The 18912-nt window shown below is 38.1% G+C and carries 14 protein-coding genes and 1 pseudogene; 10 read left to right on the top strand and 5 right to left on the bottom strand.

Annotation, left to right across the window (positions count from 1 at the left end; all coding sequences use genetic code 11):
* Positions 1-94: 94 nt before the first annotated feature.
* A complete protein-coding gene (locus K429_RS0110100; RefSeq protein WP_026366817.1) occupies positions 95-3703 on the top strand; it encodes a glycoside hydrolase family 38 C-terminal domain-containing protein in 3609 nt (1202 codons plus the stop codon).
* A gap of 35 nt (positions 3704-3738) precedes the next feature.
* Positions 3739-5145, top strand: a complete 1407-nt coding sequence (locus tag K429_RS0110095) for a hypothetical protein (protein ID WP_026366816.1) — start codon at positions 3739-3741, stop codon at positions 5143-5145.
* Between the two features lie 65 nt (positions 5146-5210).
* Here the strand turns inward: K429_RS0110095 and K429_RS0110090 are convergent, their stop codons facing one another.
* Both K429_RS0110090 and K429_RS0110085 read right to left on the bottom strand, forming a co-directional pair.
* Complete coding sequence (locus K429_RS0110090) at positions 5211-6299, bottom strand: acyltransferase (protein WP_022209628.1); 1089 nt, start codon at positions 6297-6299, stop codon at positions 5211-5213.
* A gap of 91 nt (positions 6300-6390) precedes the next feature.
* On the bottom strand, positions 6391-8340 hold the full coding sequence (locus tag K429_RS0110085) for a glycoside hydrolase family 97 protein (RefSeq protein WP_026366815.1): 1950 nt from the start codon (positions 8338-8340) through the stop codon (positions 6391-6393).
* 203 nt (positions 8341-8543) lie between these two features.
* On the opposite strand from K429_RS0110085, the gene K429_RS0110080 reads away from it, so the two are divergent.
* The 8 genes and pseudogenes from K429_RS0110080 to K429_RS0110040 all read left to right on the top strand — a co-directional run bounded on the left by K429_RS0110080 (position 8544) and on the right by K429_RS0110040 (position 17042).
* A complete protein-coding gene (locus K429_RS0110080) occupies positions 8544-9056 on the top strand; it encodes a hypothetical protein (RefSeq protein ID WP_026366814.1) in 513 nt (170 codons plus the stop codon).
* A gap of 316 nt (positions 9057-9372) precedes the next feature.
* A complete protein-coding gene (locus tag K429_RS0110075; RefSeq protein ID WP_026366813.1) occupies positions 9373-11313 on the top strand; it encodes a discoidin domain-containing protein in 1941 nt (646 codons plus the stop codon).
* A gap of 97 nt (positions 11314-11410) precedes the next feature.
* On the top strand, positions 11411-11851 hold the full coding sequence (locus tag K429_RS29410) for a DUF1573 domain-containing protein (protein WP_026366812.1): 441 nt from the start codon (positions 11411-11413) through the stop codon (positions 11849-11851).
* Positions 11852-12159: 308 nt separating this feature from the next.
* A pseudogene (locus K429_RS0110060) lies at positions 12160-12678 on the top strand (bacteriocin fulvocin C-related protein); the annotation flags it as partial.
* A gap of 38 nt (positions 12679-12716) precedes the next feature.
* A complete protein-coding gene (locus K429_RS0110055; RefSeq protein WP_197031238.1) occupies positions 12717-13760 on the top strand; it encodes a TlpA disulfide reductase family protein in 1044 nt (347 codons plus the stop codon).
* The gene (locus K429_RS0110050) at positions 13757-15334 is read left to right on the top strand and encodes an O-antigen ligase family protein (RefSeq protein WP_026366808.1); all 1578 of its coding nucleotides are present in this window, start codon (positions 13757-13759) and stop codon (positions 15332-15334) included. Before K429_RS0110055 ends, K429_RS0110050 begins: the two co-directional genes overlap by 4 nt.
* Positions 15335-15495: 161 nt before the next feature.
* Complete coding sequence (locus K429_RS0110045; protein ID WP_155923397.1) at positions 15496-16215, top strand: hypothetical protein; 720 nt, start codon at positions 15496-15498, stop codon at positions 16213-16215.
* Positions 16216-16274: 59 nt separating this feature from the next.
* A complete protein-coding gene (locus K429_RS0110040) occupies positions 16275-17042 on the top strand; it encodes a hypothetical protein (protein WP_026366806.1) in 768 nt (255 codons plus the stop codon).
* 216 nt (positions 17043-17258) lie between these two features.
* On the opposite strand, the gene K429_RS0110035 is transcribed toward K429_RS0110040, so the two are convergent.
* The 3 genes from K429_RS0110035 to K429_RS0110025 all read right to left on the bottom strand — a co-directional run bounded on the left by K429_RS0110035 (position 17259) and on the right by K429_RS0110025 (position 18908).
* A complete protein-coding gene (locus K429_RS0110035) occupies positions 17259-17534 on the bottom strand; it encodes a Txe/YoeB family addiction module toxin (RefSeq protein ID WP_026366805.1) in 276 nt (91 codons plus the stop codon).
* Positions 17522-17812, bottom strand: a complete 291-nt coding sequence (locus K429_RS0110030; RefSeq protein ID WP_026366804.1) for a type II toxin-antitoxin system Phd/YefM family antitoxin — start codon at positions 17810-17812, stop codon at positions 17522-17524. Before K429_RS0110030 ends, K429_RS0110035 begins: the two co-directional genes overlap by 13 nt.
* A gap of 253 nt (positions 17813-18065) precedes the next feature.
* Positions 18066-18908, bottom strand: coding sequence for an alpha/beta hydrolase (locus tag K429_RS0110025; RefSeq protein ID WP_026366803.1), 843 nt, complete (start codon positions 18906-18908; stop codon positions 18066-18068).
* Positions 18909-18912 lie beyond the last annotated feature (4 nt).

Below are 18912 nucleotides of genomic sequence, written 5' to 3'. Positions count from 1 at the left end.
CTTTTATGGCATAAATATAGGTATGCTTTTAGGCAAGTGCCGCTATTTTTGCGATTGATAAATATCTGTATTATTCACAATAGAATATTTTACTATGAAATTACCAGTTATCCTATTAGCATCTGCGCTGCTTTGTTCAGGTAGTATGCATGCACAGAGTGCAAAACCGGAGAAAAAAGCGAAAGCTTATATGGTGGCAGATGCCCACCTGGATACTCAATGGAATTGGGATGTCCAAACCACCATCAAAGAGTATGTTTGGAATACCTTGTCCCGTAATCTGTTTTTGTTGAAGAAGTATCCCGATTATATCTTCAATTTTGAAGGAGGTGTCAAATATGCTTGGATGAAAGAATACTTTCCCAGTGAATATGAGCAACTCAAAGCATTTGTGCGTTCAGGTCGCTGGCATATCAGTGGCAGTAGTTGGGAAGCATCGGATGTGCTGGTACCCTCTGTTGAGTCTTCCATTCGTAACATCCTGCTTGGACAGGAATATTACAGAAAAGAGTTCGGGACAGAAAGCACGGATATTTTCTTGCCCGACTGTTTTGGCTTTGGCTGGACGTTGCCTACTATTGCCAAACATTGCGGTCTCATCGGCTTTTCTTCGCAGAAACTCGACTGGCGTAACCATCCTTTTTATGGAGAGAGTAAACATCCTTTTATGCTTGGATTGTGGAAGGGGATTGACGGTTCTTCTATTATGCTTGCTCATGGCTATGATTATGGTAAGCGCTGGAATAACATTGACCTGTCGGAAGATAAGGAATTGTTGGGACTGACTAAGCGCACTCCATTGAATACGGTTTATCGCTATTATGGTACGGGTGATACGGGTGGTTCTCCCTCAATAGGCTCTGTCAGTTCTGTAGAGAAAGGTATCAAGGGGAACGGTCCGTTAGAAATAATCAGCGCAACGAGCGATCAGTTATTCAAGGATTATCTTCCTTATGAAAAACATTCGGAATTGCCCGTTTTCAACGGTGAATTGCTGATGGATGTACATGGAACCGGATGTTATACTTCGCAAGCTGCCATGAAGCTTTATAACCGTCAGAATGAACTTTTGGGAGATGCTGCCGAAAGAGCGGCCGTAGCAGCGGATTGGTTGGGTATAGCCGGTTATCCGGGTGAAAGTCTGACAGAAGCATGGAAGCGTTTCATTTTCCACCAATTCCATGATGACCTTACCGGTACCAGTATCCCACGTGCTTATGAGTTTTCGTGGAATGATGAATTGCTTTCATTAAAGCAATTTTCAGGTGTTCTGACAGCTTCGGTAGGGGCTGTTTCTGAGAAAATGGATACTCGCGTCAAGGGGATTCCGGTTGTGTTCTACAATGCACTCGGATTTCCGGTTACGGATGTAGCGGAGGTAGCGATTGAAGCTCCCAAATTCCCTAAAGGTGTCAGTGTTTATAATGCGGAAGGCAAGCAAGTTGCTTCCCAATTACTTTCTTACCGGAATGGAACTGTGTATTTATTGATAGAAGCAACTGTACCTGCTACAGGATATGCCGTGTATGATGTCCGACTTTCCGGAAGCCAGAAGCAGGCAGATTCTTTTGTTTCAGAAACAACAGTGGAGAACTCTGTTTATAAAATCTCATTGGATAAGCAGGGAGATATAATCTCGCTTTACGATAAGAAAAATAATAAAGAACTTGTTAAGGACGGCAAATCTATTCGTCTGGCTCTTTTTACTGAGAATGAATCCTATAATTGGCCAGCTTGGGAGATTCTGAAAAAGACTATTGACCGTGCACCTGTTTCTATTACTGAAGACGTGAAAATGAATCTGTGTGAGAATGGTGCCCTGCGCAAGACTTTGTGTATAGAAAAGCGCCATGGCAAATCGTTGTTCCGTCAGTATATCCGGCTTTACGAGGGAGAATTGGCTGACCGTATAGACTTTTACAATGAGATAAACTGGCAGTCAACGAATGCACTGCTGAAAGCAGAATTTCCCTTGAATGTTGATAATGAAAAGGCGACCTACGATCTGGGTATAGGCAGCGTTCAGAGAGGTAATAATATATTGACCGCTTATGAAGTATATGCCCAATATTGGGCGGATTTAACCGATAGTGACGGCAGTTATGGTGTTTCTATTATGAATGACAGTAAATATGGCTGGGATAAACCTGATAATCATACACTCCGCCTGACATTGCTTCATACACCCGAGACTAAGAACAACTATCCGTATCAGGACCGTCAGGACCTGGGATATCATACTTTCACTTATAGTTTGGTAGGACATGCCGGCGGTTTGGACAAGGCGCAGGTCGTTAAGGAGTCTGAAGTATTGAATCAGTGTCTGAAGGCTTTTGCTGCCGAGAAACATTCCGGAACATTGGGCAAAGCCTTCTCTTTCGCATCTTCGGACAATAGTAACGTTGTCATCAAAGCTTTGAAGAAAGCGGAAAGTTCGGACGAATATGTGGTGCGTGTGTACGAAACGGGTGGCAAAGCTCCACAAAATGCAGTGCTGACATTTGCAGGAACTATTACAAGTGCCGTTGAAGCGGATGGTACGGAGAAGAGTATAGGAAGTGCGGACTTCAGCGATAATCAGCTGGAAGTCTCCATACAGCCCAACAGCATCAGGACCTATAAAGTCCGTTTCAATGATAATAAGAAGGAAGAATTGCGATGCGAACAACTGCCTCTCAATTATGACCGTAAATGTTTCAGCTGGAACGAATTTCGTTGGGAGGCTAATTTCGAAGCCGGTTATTCTTATGCCGCTGAATTAATACCTGCCGATATAACTGTTAATCGTGTTCCTTTCCATCTGGAAACAAAAGAAGAAATGAATGGTATGTTATGTAGCGGAAATACCTTGCAACTGCCTGCCGGACATTCCTATAACCGTTTGTATATACTGGCTGCTGCGGCAACTGCTGAAGAAGATGTTAGAGGCGTATTCCAGGCAGGGAAGAATTTGCAGGAGATTGTTGTTCCTTCTTATACCGGTTTCATCGGACAATGGGGACATACAGGCCATACACAAGGCTATTTGAAAGATGCAGAAGTGGCCTATGTCGGTACACACCGCCATTCCGCTGAGGGAGATCATGCTTATGAGTTTACTTATATGTTCAAGTTTGCCATTGACATCCCTGCTAAAGCAACTGAGGTTATCCTGCCCGATAATAAAGATATTGTTATTTTTGCTGCTACATTGGTTGAAGAACCATATGCACCTGTTAAAGCACTATCTACTTTATTCCAGACTGCCAATGAAGATGATACCAGCTTGCAGAAGACAGCAGAACTGAAGATCAATCTGTTGAAACCGGAACATATCGTTGCTTGGTCGGGATATACCAACGACAATGAGAAACCTGCATTTCTCATTGATGGAAACGAGAATACTAAATGGTGCGATACCTCTATGCTTCCTAACTATATTGATTTTGATTTGGGAATGGAAAAGGAAATAAGCGGTTGGAAGATGGTGAATGCTGCTCAGGAAAGCTATTCTTATATCACTGGCAGCTGCTTCTTGCAAGGCCGGAATAACCCGAATGAAGCATGGCGCACATTGGACTTTGTAACCGGAAACAAGCAGAATGTTATCAACCGTTCTTTGGGTAAGACTGAGAAGGTACGCTATCTGCGTCTGTTGGTTACTCAACCGGTACAGGCCGCTAATGGCAAGGACACACGTATTTATGAGTTTGCAGTTTTTTAATAAGTATATAACATTATATCAATAACGAGAATATTATGAAAAGTCTTTTTGTTCTAGCTTCAGCTTTTTTCATAGCGGCAGAAGTAAATGCTCAGCAACTGACAACGGAAACTCCGTTAGTCGATAAAGCCTTTACACTTGCCACTAAGACATTATATAAAAATGCTCCTGACAGTTTGATTAAAGCCGGAGGGCAATATGGCGGTGAGTGGACACGTGATGTTTCCATCAATGCTTGGAATGCTGCCAGTCTACTTATACCGGAGAAAACCGCTTATTCTCTCTGGAGTGTTACAATCGATGACCGGAAGTTGATAGGACATCAATACTGGGATCAGATTATCTGGGTTATGGCTGCCTATGATTTCTATCTGAAAAACAACGATCTTAACTTTCTGAAACAAGCTTATATAGCTTCTGCTAATACAATGAAGAAATTGGAGAAGGAAGCCTATGATGAGAAATACGGTCTATTCACAGGCCCTTCGGTTTTCAACGACGGTATTGCCGGATATGAAGAGCCCATCTACGAACCTACCAATAAATCTTCTTATGTGTTGGACCATCCAGGATCAAAGACTATCAAGTGTTTGAGCACAAATTGTATTTATTTTCGAGCATATGAGTTGTTGGCTGATATGGCACGAGTGTTAGGAGATAAGAAGAATATTAAGGAATATAAGCAAAAGGCCTCTATCCAAAAGGAAAATATACGTAAATATCTCTATGATAAGAAACAGAACCGTTTGAACTATCTGATTGATGGAAATGGCAAAGTGCATGCTTATCAGGAAGGATTGGGTATTTCTTTAGCTATTTTGTTCCAGGTTGTGACTCCTCAGGAAGCAAAAAAAATCATCAACGGAGTTTATATGGGAAAATACGGTTTGCCTTCCATTTATCCAGCATTTAAACGTTTCTCAAAGGAGCATCCCGGTCGCCATAATCAGATTGTGTGGCCATTTGTCAATGGCTTTTGGGCGGATGCCTGTAGCAAGAGTGGACGAGATGACATCTTCATGAAGGAGATGATGAATCTTGCTGATTTAGCCATCAATAAGGGTAATAACTGCTTTTATGAAATATATAATGAGGATACGGGCAAGGTTGATGGAGGCTGGCAGCAGGGTGGCCAATGGAATTCTGTATATGATCAGACTTGGTCGGCTACGGGGTATATAAACATGGTTTTCAGTGGTTTGCTTGGTATGTCATTTTCAACTTCGGGGGTAACTTTTGCACCCAACTTTAAGTTGATGAAAGATTTGGGTTTTAAAGAACTTAAAGACTTGCGTTATCAGATGGGGACATTGGATGTTAAGATGGTAGGAACAGGCAGTAAGCTATCCACCATGCTGGTAAATGGTGTTAAGTATAACTTAAAGAACCCCATTGTCGCTACTCAAGGCCGGACAATCATAGAATTTGTAATGGCAGAATAGGCCATTATAAATGGTCACCCTCATGCTGAGAAGCGAGGCCAACTGAGCGAAAGTGTATTTGATATTTATCCTATTATCCATTTACTGCCCGGTATAAATGAGATGATCTTTGCTGTTACGAAACAGCAAATGAATGTACTCACTGCAATACAAGGTATAGCCGCAACGGTAGGCAGTGCCAGAGTGTGTTTGAATACTGTTACCCACAACCCGAGCCAGAATATATGCATGAGATACATGCCATAGCTGAGTTTTGATGCTTCTGTTAGAATTCGTGGGGGATTTGGGCGATTGATGCATGTGAAAATAAGGAATGTACCCGTTGTAAGAAGCACACAATTGATTGTACAGAAAGCCCATCCTATTTCTATTACAGGTGTGGAAAGAATTTCTCCGGGCACAGCCTGGATATAGAATGAATAAATGGTCCATACAGCTCCGATAATCATTAGAATACCTCCTACGGTGAGACGTTTGGAACGGTTCCATGTAAGGTGAACACGTATGTAATGTGCCAATACGAGGTATCCCAGATAGCCTGAGAAATACCATAGCATGTGGTACTCATTCCAGAAACATTGCCCCCATACTTCACCACACCAGCGGTTGAGATACGGCATACATGTTGATAACAGGAATAGCCCAATGAAGAAACGCTCTTCTTTCTTTGTGGCTTTACTCAGCCACGGTGATATGATGGGTATGAACAAATAAAGACTGATCAAAGGATACATAAACCATAAGTGTCCGGCCTGTGATGGGAAGTTCAGTAATATTCGCGACATATCGTTCAATGATGTCTCTCCATTGATCGCTCCCCACAACATTGGTAAGGTACTATAGAGTATCATGAAAATAAAAAATGGTGGCAGGATGCGTAAGCAGCGCTGACGGTAAAATTGCCATGTGGTCTGTTCTTTTTTCATCGGTGCAAGGAGGAAGGCGGAAACAATCATGAATAGTGGTACTGCCATGCGTGAGAAACCGTCGTAAACTGCTACCCATAGCCGGTCTGTTTCACTGGCCAAATAAGACTGAGGTCCTACCATATCTGTAGATCCGGCAGCGCCATAAAAGTTTTCACTGGCGTGGACCAAAATGACAAGGAAACATGCGAATACGCGTACATAATCTAAAAAAACAATACGTTTCATTTTTTATTTGAGTATTTCTGTTAATAATTTTGTGTTAAAGTAATTCTCAGGGGGAGGAGATTCAAAAAACTTCTCCGGATTAACTGTTAGATTATTCAATTACAGCTGCAAAACCACCATTGCGTGCCAGACTTATAGTTAACTTATCTCCCTTTCTAAGTGTACGCTCTTTCATACGATAATCCATAGCTTGGCGGTTAGCGTTTATTCCGTCTTCAAAGGAGGTCATACGGTAGGTTTGTCCTTCTTTCAGGAAGTTCAGGTTTAGTTCAAAGTCTCGTTGTTGCTCTCTATTATTGGTCATGCCACCGATATACCATTTATCTCCTTTGCGTTTGGCTACGATAGCGTATTCGCCAACTTTGGCTTTCAGAGCAATGGTTTCATCCCAAGTTTGTGGCACTTGGGTGATGAAGCGTGTACATTCGTCGTTACGGTAGTAGAGAGTTGGATTGTCTGCCATCATTTGAATTCCGCTTTCGAATATAATGAATAATCCCATCTGATAAGCGCGTGTACCGATACTGGCTGAATTGGGACGCTCGGAACGATAGATCTCCGGTTGCATACTCAGCATAGCGCCCGGAGTATAATCCATCGGGCCTACTGCATTTCTCATGAAAGGCAGATAAACGCTATTGTCCGGTTGGCATCCACCCATTTGCTCCATACCTCTTACTCCTTCATAAGAAAGGACATTGGGGTATTTGTATTCCAGACCTGCCGGTTTAAATGATCCGTGGAAATCGACGAACAGATGATGTTCGGCTGCTTCTTTGGCAACTCTTTCATAATAGTTTACCATCCATTGGTCGCTTCTGTCCATAAAATCAATTTTGACACCTTTCACACCCCATTTTTCAAATGTCTCGAACAAACCGAAGTTCTTTTCTACCGTTAACCATGTCAGCCAAAGTACAATTCCTACATTCTTTTCTTTACCGTAGCGGATAAGTTCATGAACATCCACTGTTGGATTGGGAGTATAAGGATCTCTTGTGGACATGGCCCAGCCTTCATCCATGAGGATATAAGGTATTCCATAGTGGGCGGCAAAGTCAATGAAATATTTATAAGTATCCAGATTACAGCCTGCTACAAAGTCTACATCCGCTCCGTAAGGGGTGGCACCATTCCACCATTCCCAGCTTGCCAATCCCGGTTTAATCCAAGAAGTATCCTTCAATACATTTTTTTGTGCGAGCTGATAGGTCATGGTATTCTCTATTAATTGTTCGTCGTTTGTGCTGATGACAAAGTAGCGCCAGGGGAAACTGCGTTTTCCATTGGTTCGGGCAATGTAGCTTGCTTCTTTCTCTATTTTGAGGCTACGGTCTCCGTCTTCACCGAATTCCAGAGGAACTTTAGGAAATATGGAAGACATGCTGTTATCGCCATTACTCTTAAAAAACAAAGCCGGATAGTCTGTCAAATCTGATTCACTGATCAGGATTTTATATTCTTTCTGTGTATCTATAAGTACAGGTAGGAGTATCATTGGATCTGACGTTTTCCATTCATTACTTTGTATGTGGCGGTACTCTTCTTCATAAGCTGTTTTAAAACCGCCCGGTTGCTGCACATGAAGCAGATAATTCTCCGGGAAGTTTATCTGAAGAGTTTCGCTGTTCACATCGATTATTCCTTTCTTATCTGTAATGAAACGATAGGCGACTCCGTCATTGAATGCACGGAATTCAATAGAATAATCTCCTTTGAATTTTAGTAGTAGTTGATTGTATGTGTTGGATACGATGGAATATTTTAGTGGAATTACCGGTGTAAGAGATTCGTTTATGCTTTTTCTGCTTACTTTTGTGAGTTTAGGATTGCTTCCCAATTGTTGGTTACCTACTTCCAATCGAAGAGCACATTGTTGCAGCAATATGTCGTTCCTGTACATCACGTCGTACTGAATCTTATCTGAAAGGTTAATGACTATCCGGAGGTTACCATCCGGTGATTGAAGTTCGTGTGCTTTTTGTCCGTACATGCACAGGATTGTGCAAAAACTTAGTAATAAAAATGATAGTTTTTTCATGATAATAGTCTTTGATTTCCTAATTTGCAAAGGTAGCGTGTGACATGAATAACCTAGTTATAGATTTGTGACATTATAGTACGTTTCCAGCCTTGTTAGATCTGTTATGCTATGATTCGTACTTTTATGTCGTCAATACGTTCATGTATTTGTGTATGGGCAGTTACCTTTGCATTTTAGTAAATAATTTAATAATTACTTTTATGTTGAAAACTACTATTTTACCAGTAAGTAAAAAGAAGCAGGTATTTTTTTATTTGAAAAGTCTGTTTATGATTGTATCTGCTACTTTCTTTTTGTCGAGTTGTAGCTCTAATAGTGATGTTCCAGTACCGGGCAATTTAATCAATGCGTTTGCTTTGATTGATTGGGATAATGTTCCGTTGCCTGAACTTACCCAAGAGGAAACTGCGTTGGTTGATTCTATTTCTAAATTGAAAGAATTTGTTGAATATCGTAAGTGTAATAAAGAGTTGATGAAGAAGATTACTCCTTATCTTGCAAAGATGAGTCCGGAAGAACAGGACGAACTTCGTAAGAATGGTACAGATAGTCTTTATTTATCGGAGTTTTCAGATAGAGTTCAGTCTCAATTGGATATTAAAGAAGAATTGAAGGCTATTGAGAAGGCTTATAAGACTTATGAAGAAGAAATAAAGGAACTGCAGTTGTCCGCATTCGAGAAAGTTGCATTGATGATAAAACTTTTTCAGTAATTGTTTTATCTATGGAATACATATTATTGAAACTTACCGATAATGCTGTGATCACAGTTGTTATGGCTATAAATAATATCAGGTAATTAGATTTCTGAGGAAGGAGCAAAAAACGGATAGATATGGACCGGATTGTGCATTGCGTGTAGTATACTTATGTGCGTAGTCATGATAATCTGGTGGTGCTATGTTGTATTGGAGGTTACTTTTGGTATTTGAGTGGAAAGGCCTATGCTGCTTTAAAAGAATAAGGTGCAACTTTGCGTATGGATTCAGATAGATAGAATCATTTTGAAAAACGATAAAATATAATGCGATGAAATTATCTACATTATACATATTACTCATTCCTTTGTTATTGTCGGGATGTTTTCATAGCGATATGCGATTGGAGAAGGCTTTAGTGCTGGCAAAAGAAAATCGTCAGGAACTGGAGAAAGTTCTGACTTTTTATAAAGACGATTCCTTAAAATTAGAAGCTGCTAAGTTTTTGATTAGGAATATGCCGGGGCATTATTCTTATACGGAAGCTATAGACACCTATTATAATGCTGTAGAAGTGCTTTTGGATAAGAGATACCCTATTAAAGATACCCGGGATTCATTGGAGAAGCTATCGAAGAGTTTTGATGCTTCTGTCTTCAAGACCGTTCCTGATGTGGAGGTTGTCAAAGCGGAATTGCTAATTGCAACTATAGAAGAAGCTTTCATGCATTGGAATTATGGAGATTGGGCTACCCAATTGACTTATCAAGATTTTTGTGAGCTTCTTCTACCTTATAAATCCATAGAGCTCCAACCACTTGACAATTGGAGAACACTTTATTTGGGACACTATAATGAAGGACTGGATGAATTGCAGTATTGTGACTTATATAAAAATTCCATAGTGCGAGCCGTGTGTGAAGTTAATAGAAACTTGCGAAATGGTGTGCAGCCTTATCTGTTGGAATATGATGCACCTATGATCCATCGGTTGTCAACAAAGATGAGAATTTCCTTTGGCGTTTGTGATGACTATGTGCAAATCGCTACTTCTGTCGTGAGAAGTAATGGTGTTCCTGTAGCCATTGATTTTACTCCGCAGTGGGCTGCGCGTGCTTCGGGACACTCATGGAATGTTATACTACCCAACAATGGAAAGTGTATGCCGTTTAGCGGAGTAGGCTCCGATCCGGGAGAACCACACATGCCTGATGAAAGAATGGCTAAAGTCTATAGGCAAACGTATGCGATCAATCCTGCTGTAGAAGAATTGGTTGAATCAGAAAAAGAAGAAAATCTACCCAAAACTTTTAAGACTCCGTTTTTTAAAGATGTTACTTCCGAATACATGCATTGCAGTGATATTGTGCTTAAAATTGAGAAGTGTAAGAACAAGTTTGTCTATTTATCGGTGTTTAATAATCGTGATTGGTTTCCGATAGCTTTTAGTAAAACTAAAAATGGGAAAGCGGTATTCAAAGATATGGGGCGTGATGTCGTTTATCTTCCTGTCAGTTGTGAGGATGGCGAGACAAAGCCGATTGGGGAACCTTTCTTACTTACAGCCAGAGGGGAAATAAAAGTATTGACGCCGCAAATGGAGAAAATACAAACGGTAGTTCTTTCGCGAAAATATCCATTATACAAGCATGTGTACGAAATATCTCAAAGAATTGTTGGAGGTATGTTTCAGGCATCTGATTATGTGGATTTTAAAGATACAGTGAACTTTCATAGAATAGAAAAGTGGGGTACAAGAGGAGAAGAAGTGGAGATTCGTTCCAGAGGGGCATATAGATATTGGCGATTCTTTAACCCGAGGGACTCACATTGCAATGTTGCCGAAATAGCATTCATCGATAGAGCTACCCATCAGCCGGTTTATGGTGACATTATTGGTACAGAAGGTTCTTGGCAGAATAACCCTGCTAAATGTAAAGAAGCGGCTTTCGATAATGATTTATTGACTGCTTTCGATGGGTCCGATGGGGTACAAGCATGGGTCGGAATGGACTTTGGCAGACCTGTTGATATTGAAAAGATTATTTATACTCCTCGTGGGGATGGTAATACTATTGAGATAGGTAATGAATATGAGCTTTTTTATTGGGGAAATGATCAATGGAATTCGCTCGGGAAAAGGGTAGCTACGACGGTAAGGTTACAATATGATAATGTACCAACGGGAACACTCTATTGGCTAAGAAATTTAACGAAAGGAAAGGAGGAGAGGGTGTTTGAATATAAAGATGGAAAACAGGTGTTTTGGTAGAATATTGCTTTTGCTAAATTATCTTTACATATATGAAGAACTCATATTTTATGAAAGATAGATTAAGTGTTTAACTATTTAATTACATGATATAATAATGAAAATATTTATTTTAATCCTAACTATAGTTGTTGCTTTAGTTGGATGTGCAGGAAAAGAAAACAATCAAAATAGAACAATTATTGCTATTGGAAATAGTAAGTCATCTAAAGATTCTTTAGCTGCTTATTTAGTGATTAGTCCTTCTAAATATGATTTTGGTACAATTAGCCAAAAAGAGCACCCTGAGTTGAATATCTATTTTAATATAGAGAATAAAGGAAGATCTCCTTTAGTAATCCAAAAAGCAGATGTTTCCTGTGGATGTGTATCTGTGGATTATCCTCAATATCCTATACCTTCTCAGGAGAAAACAAAATTGTTGGTGCATATAAAAACAACAAAGCAGTTAGAAACTTTTAATAAAGTTATTTTTATTAAATCTAATGCCAATAATGACGTTGAATTGATAAGAATAAAGGGGCGAATAACTAGGTAATGTTATATTATTAACTTAAAATCAAAGAATAAAAATACAATTATAATTCGATTATTAATTATCAATTATTTAAGGAATACTTATATGAATCGTTTAATATTTAAATAGGAAATTATGAATAAATTATTTAAAGGAGTGATGTTGGTTTGTTTTTTTACACTTTTTTCTTGTCAACAAGATGAGATGCTCTATTCTTGTGATCCTGAGGTTAATGAATATATAAAATCAAATCTTTCAGATATACAAACTATGTCAAGAAACAGGTTTCTTGAAATTGAGAGAGATTTACAACCGAGTATTTTAATGCATTTACTCCAGAACAAAAACAACTTATTTGGATTGAAAAATTCCAAAACATATTATCTCTGAGATTGACAAATAAAGAGAAAAAACACATTGAGTTATTAATTCAATATATAAATGAGAATAGGCTGTATTTTGAAGAACCAAAAGCATATGAAGATGATATCGCTATATTTGCTTATAAATGGACTCAATATGCAATGAATGTGTTAATGTGGGATAAGGAAATTATCTATAACATAGTATATGATCCGAGTACAGTCGTCCAAGATTCTCAAAATAGATTCATTATTCCTGAAGAAAATACTCATACAATGAGAGTCGGTATAACTTCTGGAAGATTAAAAACACGAACAGAACAAGACCCTCCTCCCTCAGTTAAATGTTCTTGTAACACAGGAGTTGATGACTGCGGCACCACTGGATTAATGACTTGTAAAAAGTGGGATTGTATTGCTATATATGGTTGTGGTTTCTTGTTTCAAGCTGTTTGTGATGGAGGATGTTATAGGAATGATTTATGAACACAACAATAGATATTTAAATGATAAAATTTGTTGTTATGGTATTATTTATATGTTGGGAGAATATTGCTTTCTCCCAAATTCATTATGTGGTTCAGGGAAATTTAAGTGAAGATTTTGATGGTAAGAAAGTTTGTCTTGTTTTGCTGGAGGAAGATAACTTGATAAGCGACAGTACAGTGATCATCGATGGAAAGTTCTCTTTTAAGGGGGAGTTGCTCCAATCTTGTTGGGTAGCGGTGCGAATAGATGGTTTAAACGGTATCTTTCTTGTATTAGAAGACGGAACTATACGTATATCTATTGATAATAACCATGTAAAATGTGAAGGAACATTAACCAATGATACATTTCAAAAGTATTGGCAAGAATATCAAGCACTGAATCAAAGTATTTTGGAGAATTATAAAAGGTTGGACAGCTTAAATGTGTACGGTACAGAAAGGAGGGAACTAATAAAACTGCTTCATGACCAAGAAGTAGAAAAAAAGAAAAACTTTGTAAAAGAAGTGGTGCATGATAATCTTGATAATATCATTCCAGCGTTTTGGCTCCGTCTTTTCCAAGAACTGATTACGGTAGATGAATTAAAAGTGATGTTAAGTAAAGCTTGTCTTGAACTGAAGACGAACCGTTTTATTCAAAAATTGGAAAGCGTCCAACAAGGTTGTTTCTATGTTGATGCTGAGTTAGAGAAGCTTGATGGCACAAAGATTAATCTGTCTCACTTTGTGGGAAAAGGTAATTACCTTTTAATTAATATATGGGCTTCATGGTGTGGCGCTTGTATTGCAAAATTTCCAGAAATGAATCTTATTGGAGAGAAATACTATGATTGTGGATTGAGAATTCTTACGATTTCAATAGATCGAGATAGGGAGAATTGGCGGAAAACTTTACAAAGACTTAAACCTCCCGGTAAACAAATGCTGGCAAATTACTCATTTGTCAATACGTATGGGATTAATAAAATTCCTGCATTAATGTTGGTTTCACCAGAAGGTGTGCTTATCAGGAAAAATTTTAGTATAACTGAATTAGAGAGAATTATAAATAATGAGAGGATAAATCATAGAAAATGAACACAATGAAGGTCTTCATTAATATAGAACACTGCCTTTTGGGGCTATTATGTACTATCAGCTTATTCGCTTATTCACATAATATGACTGATACCTTTATTGTGCCTAAATGGTGTTTTACAATTGGTATGTTGCTGTTGAGTACGTTTGTATTAATAATAAGGAAATGGTGCAATAAGCCATCTCTGATTGACTTATCAATATCTAGTTATATTATAATTGCAAGTTGCTTCTTTCAAGCGCTGTACGGCTGGGGGCAATGGTTGCAATGGGTACCTTCGAATAGTATTTATAGTATAACTGGTAGTTTTGACAATCCAGCGGGCTTTGCAGTAAGTCTTGTTGCAGGGTTACCATTTGCCTTATGGAGCTATAAGAGTATAAAAAGCAAAGCAGTACGAGTAGGCATTTATCTGACAGTTTTCATTATTATTTCTGCAATAATTTTGTCGGGATCACGCTCTGGGGTGATGAGTGTGATGGCTATTGCTGGGGTGTGCGGGTATAAATACATCCCTTTGAAGTCGAAAATAAAAGCCTCACTCATAATCGGCATTCTTTGCGTTATTATGATTGGGGGCTATTTCATGAAAAAAGGCTCTGCAGATGGCCGTTTGCTTATTTGGAGATGTTCATGGGAGATGTTTAGGGATGCTCCATTAGCAGGAAATGGAATCGGTTGTTTTAGGGCACATTATATGGATTATCAGGCTGATTTCTTTAAATTACGCTCAGATAGCGATTATGCAATATTGGCTGATAATGTGTTGTCACCTTTTAACGAATATCTGTCTTTACTGCTTAATTATGGAGTGATAGGGTTGCTTATCTTATTTGTTCTTTTCATGTTTCTGCTATATTGTTATCGAAATAATTGTAGATGTGATAAGCAAATGGCAATGCTTTCTTTGATAGGAATTGCAGTATTCTCACTATTTTCCTATCCGTTTACTTATCCGTTTGTGTGGATTATAGCATGTTTAGATGTATATGTAATAGTCAGGGGTACTTTTGCTTTTACAGTATCGGTGATATGGAATAAATCATTTTATATTTTACTGATGCTTCTCTGTTTAGGTGGAGGTTACAAGCTATATCAGCGTATAGATGCGGAGTATAAATGGAGAAAGATTGCTTATTTTACGACAGAAAAGAATTTGGATATGTATGTTGAGCTAAACTCTGTATTAGGTGGAGATCCTTACTTCTTGTATAATTATGCTGTGGCACTTCTTGATATGAACCGTATAGACGACAGTTTAGAGAAAGCGCTGCAATGTCGAGATTACTGGGCTGATTATGACTTGGAACTACTTTTAGGAGATATTTATAAGTCTCGAAAAGAATATGAAATAGCAGAGGAATATTATAAAAAAGCATCTCTTATGTGTCCTTGTCGTTTTATACCTTTACAACAAATGTTTGAATTATTCAAAGAAATAGGGGATGAAAAGAAAGCATTGGAAGTTGCTGAGAAGATTATAGAGAAACCTATTAAAGTAAAGTCTCTCATTATTTCGCAAATTAAATATAAAATGAAACGAGCATTGCAGAAATCTGGAGCTCAAATATGATATAGAAATTGATTATTAACTTTATAATTGCAATTAAGGAAAATAAATAGTGGAGTGTAGGATGGAGGTAGGGTAATACTCTAAGATATACGTAGTTTGTGTATACCTAAATAATGTAGAATCAAAATTACCATATAATATACAGAATAGAAAAGCTAAAAATGAAAAAGAATAAATTTGTTTGTTTAGTATGTATGATGTCGTTGGTTTCGTTAATTTCTTTGATTGGTTGTCAACAAGAAGAATCATTTGGCGAAGTGTGTGATAATGGAGATTATTTGAGTCTTCCTTCAAATGTGAATTATAATCAACTAACGAATGCAGATTTAAAAATATTATTTCAAGCATTTGCTCGTTTGGAAATACGAGAAAATGAAGATGGATTATTCGAAATAATTCAGAATCAAGGTATGGATATAAATATTTCTAGAGATTTGTTCGATTATTTTATGTTTATTAAAGAAGGTTCTAATGAAAGCATTTTATCTGACATTCATTTTGCCAGAAATAGAGTTCAGACTAGACAAGAAGAAGGAAGTGCCAATACTGATTGTGTGGCTCAGAGCATTGCTTATGCTACCGGAAAGAGTTATGGTGAGGTTAATTCATGGATTACTACAACGTATGGAAATAATGGGGTGCCTTCTGATAAATTTTATTTTACCATGAATCATTTTAATAATGGTGCACAGGTTTCATTTTCAATGTTTAATAGTATGTCTATTTCAGAGAGTAAAAAATATATAATAGTGATTAATCTTTCACATGCAGTAACTGTGGAATATAAATCAGGTAACAATATTATGTATTGGGATGCACAAAATAATCGAAGAGGCTTTTGCACTACTTCTAGTGTTACTCACATTTATGAACTAAGATAAAATATAGTTAAGCATGCAGGGGAATAAAAATACTCCTGCATACAAAAGCAAATTAAATTATGAAAATACTAATCTCATCATTCATAATCCTACTTCTTTCTTCAGCAAGTGTATATGCTCAGGGCTATCTTTTCAGAATGCACCGTTTTTATTGTACAGAGTTATTCAACATTGAGTTGAAAAAACCGAAAGGATTTAAAGTAATTAATGGACTTACTCCATTCAGAGTAAATGAGCAAAGACCTATAGGTATGTTTTATCAGATGGTCTTGTTGTCTAAGGATAAGGATTGCTTAATTCTCTTTCCTTGTTTTGATACATTTCCGAGTCATAGTATTGCTGCAAAAAGTATGGTTTATGGAGAAGTTGAAGCGGCATTGGGGGTAAATCCTGACAGTAGCACAAGAATAAAATTGGTTAATGATAAGTTTATGATTCAAGGGGCATCGGATTCAAAATCGAACAACGAAATGACTGAATTAGATACAGCTCAATATGTAAGTATAGTTGCTAAAGCTAATATGGAAGATTATTTTAACGCCGATACGGTATTTCTCTTTAAAGTTCGTCTTCCTAAACCTTATAAGGAGGTTTATAGTGAATGTATAGGAATAAATGTGATTAAAAAAGGATATCCGTCTTCAATGATGAAGATTCTATTGACTGAGGAAGGTAAAAAGAAAGAAGAAGAATATACACGGCTTCTTTTTAATAGCATACATTATGGTGATATTCTTTCGGATTTTAGTCTTGAAAAGAAAGCAAGAATTATTGAAAAAATGAAATATAGGTTCATATTTCATGGAAAGAAGTATGAGTCTTTTTGATTATAATGTCAGTTTATAGGCTATTTAGAAGTTTCTATTATTATAGCTTAGAATTATATAATTATGTCTTTAAAATTATGAATTTCTTCTTGAGTCTATCAGACTTTTATAACGACACTTACAAAGAGTTTACTTTCTATGATAAAGATCCTTCTTACTAAAAAAGGACATCTAACTTAAAAGATGTCCTTTTCAATTAATGTATATGGTATAGCGCTACTTCTTGGAATAATGAAATCTCATAGAGAAGATGTGAACCTCAATTATATCATCATTCACAGAGTAGACAAGACGATGTTCAGCACTGATTCGTCTTGACCATTTACCTGCCAATTCATATTTTAGCGGCTCTGGCTTTCCTAATCCTGTGTAGGGATGTTCTGCAATGTCATTCAGCAAAGCTGCGATTTTATTCAGAATAGCTTTATTGCCACTTTGTGAGAAGTAAAGATATTCCTTTCGTGCTTGTTCTGACAATGTTATTCTGTACATGACACCCTATTTAAGAAATCATCTATGCTTTCTCCTTCATTTTGTGATATAAAATTGCCATTCCTTATGTCTTCTTCGCCTTTGCGTATGGCCTCCATCATTTCAGGTGAGGACATGATATATTCAGTTTCTCTTAAAGAGTTATATTCATCCAGAGAAATCATCACTACTCCCTTCCCATTTCCGCGATTAATAATTACTGTATCGCAATCGTCAACTACTGCGTCAATGTACCCTTTTAGGTTCGCTCTTAAATCTGTATAATTAGCTGTTCTCATAATTCTTCCTTTCTGTTATATTATAATGCAAATATATGTACTTATATGCGTACTTGCAAGTTTAATTAGTTAATATTTGGAACTATCAAAAAATGAGTTCTCTACCAACTATCCGTTCGGAATGGTACCATAGGTAACTCTCCCGATCCACCAATATTTCCCGGCTGATAATCCTTGAAACAATAGCGTACTGCTACGGGATGAGAGACTTTATCCGAGGAAATCACCTAGGAAGAGTGCTATATATTCAAGTCTACTTTTCAGACTCCCGATTACGAATATATTCCAGTAAAATGTAGTGCGCGGGGCGCGACATTGTACCATGATCGAATCCGTCCAGTTCGTAGAGATAAGCTGCCGGATGGCCTGTTAGCTTAAGCATACGCCACATATAAGCATTTTCTTCGTAGCGGCCCAACATTTCACGTTCACGATCACCACAAATCAACAGAATAGGCGGACAATCTTTGCGGACGTAGTATAAAGGAGCAGCCTCATCAATCAATGGCTGAAGATCGGATATGCCTCTGTCTCTACGGTTTTGGAAGTGTGTGATCATCTGTCCACTGAATGGTATGAGCGCTGCAAACTTATCAACATCTACATCATATTTAGCCAGACGTCGTTTGTCTAACCCTATCATGGAGACTAAGTAACCGCCAGCGGAATGTCCGGCTAAGTAAATTTTGTTGGGGTCTCCTCCATAACGTTCGATATTCTTCATTACCCAGGCAGCCGCTGCGGCAGCATCATCCACGCAATCATCAGTAGTGATACTGGCGTTTATGGCTTTAGGGTCCTTGTTGCCTGCGCAGAGACGGTAGCTTACCCCGACAATACAGAGACCTTGCCCTTGCAGCTCTCTCGGGAGCTCACGGTCACCTACCGTCAGTCCCCCGCCGTGATACCATACTACAGTCGTAAAGTTTGCTTTATTTGCCGGATAGTAAACATCTAGCAAACATTTCTTCTGTACATACTCATTCTTGCTATCGGGACGATAACTGATAGCCTTATCCGTTCTGTATTCTTGTGCCAGAAGTGTACCTGCACATAGCAGCAGGTACATTAACCAAAGTGTTCTTTTTCTTTTCATATTG

The sequence above is a fragment of the Bacteroides sp. 14(A) genome, assembly GCF_000526555.1.
GTDB lineage: Bacteria > Bacteroidota > Bacteroidia > Bacteroidales > Bacteroidaceae > Bacteroides > Bacteroides cellulosilyticus.
Note: the sequence above shows the minus strand (reverse complement) of the source record. Positions and strands in the feature narration are given on the sequence as shown.